Consider the following 1,374-nt stretch of genomic DNA (forward strand, 5'->3'; position numbering starts at 1 on the left):
TATCTGGCGGACGACTTTTCATCACCTCCATCGTGGTTTGCCCCGCCTCCGTCTCATTCATGGCTTTCATGCCCGCATTCTCCAGCCCCGAGGCTGCGCCTGACGTCACTCCACCGTAATAGCCACTTTCTGACGGATTGGCGGTATAGTTCGGGATAATATTGGTGGGGTTGGTATTTTTTATCGTGTCTGTCCCTTTATTTTTCAGGTCGCTGGCAAATTCCGACCCTGCTTTATAATCATTGCCCGCAAACCCCAGTGACAGAGCCCCCACCCCCCATAATGCAATCAATAACCGTTTCATTGCCGCTCCCTCGATGCCAACCAATCACGGGCAACCTGATGGCAATCGCCACTGCTGGCAATCCGTTCAATCGCGGATATCAAACGAATATTGCCGTATATCACATCAAAGCCTTGCTCACAGCGCACTACCAGTGCAGGAACTTGCGTAATGCCGTATTGTGCAAAGGTTTTCGGGTCGATTTGTACACCTCCTTCACCACTGTCTTTGGTCAGTTCAAACACGGCACTGGCTGTTTTGCGAAAGTCATTGTCAATTAGCCCATTAATCAACGTGGGGATACCAAGCTGCGTGGCCTCTGGCACCATCTGTTTGAGTCCCGCTTCGGGAATAGAAAACGACACAAAATAGACAAACGGAGTTTCCTGAGCTGTTTGAGCTTTAGCCGCATCCGCGGCCTGTTGTTGCGCGTGCTGCTGTTTGGCTAATAAGCTATCAATCCAGGCTTTATCCTTGGCCGAGATTTCCGGTGGCTTAAAGCCATCCGGCGGCAAGGACTGTTCGAGCAAGGCCGCGCTTTGGTCGCGCAGCTGTTCTAAAAACTGTTGGTCATCCGTTAAGGCATGACTCGTCGGCGCAAGCAACACGCTTGCGAATAAAAAGAAAACGGATTTCATGAAAAGGACCTCGTATTAGAGGAAAACGCAGTTACGTTTACGCCAGATGAGATAACCGAAATTTTTACGACTGTTGGGTGAAGCATGCCCTGTTTGCCAGCGCATCACGGAACGACCAAAGGGATGACACTGGGCCGTATCGGGGTACATGTTTACCATTTGATAGCGATAACGGTCTTTCGGGATAATCGGGGACGGATAGGTGTAACACACCTCCTGATTTTTCCCGACGCTGTTCATCACCAACCCTTGCCGATGCAACTTAAATGCCATGCGCTCAGAAAGAAGAACCGAGGAAGCCTGCGGACTAAATTCATTGCCCGTATACCCCGTAAACGGATACATACTGCCTTGAGAACCCGCACACCAAAAGAGCGCATTTAAAGGCTTGCTGCCAATACTGGCAATCGCATCTGCGGCGCATGCTCCTTGCGCAATTGGATTGGCAAACAC

Annotated in this window: 2 protein-coding genes and 1 pseudogene; all 3 read right to left on the reverse strand. The window is 50.5% G+C overall.

Going from position 1 to position 1,374, the window contains the following annotated elements; all coding sequences use genetic code 11:
* Positions 1-304 (reverse strand): annotated as a pseudogene (locus ACIPUA_RS07215) (type-F conjugative transfer system mating-pair stabilization protein TraN); the annotation flags it as partial.
* Entirely contained in the window at positions 301-921 is a 621-nt protein-coding gene (gene trbC, locus ACIPUA_RS07220) for a type-F conjugative transfer system pilin assembly protein TrbC (RefSeq protein ID WP_449059507.1), read from the reverse strand. The pseudogene ACIPUA_RS07215 and the gene trbC, both read right to left, overlap by 4 nt.
* 15 nt (positions 922-936) lie before the next feature.
* Positions 937-1,374: TraU family protein (locus tag ACIPUA_RS07225; RefSeq protein ID WP_449059440.1), on the reverse strand; the 438-nt coding region annotated here is incomplete at its 5' end.

The organism is Providencia sp. AGC89 (assembly GCF_053543535.1).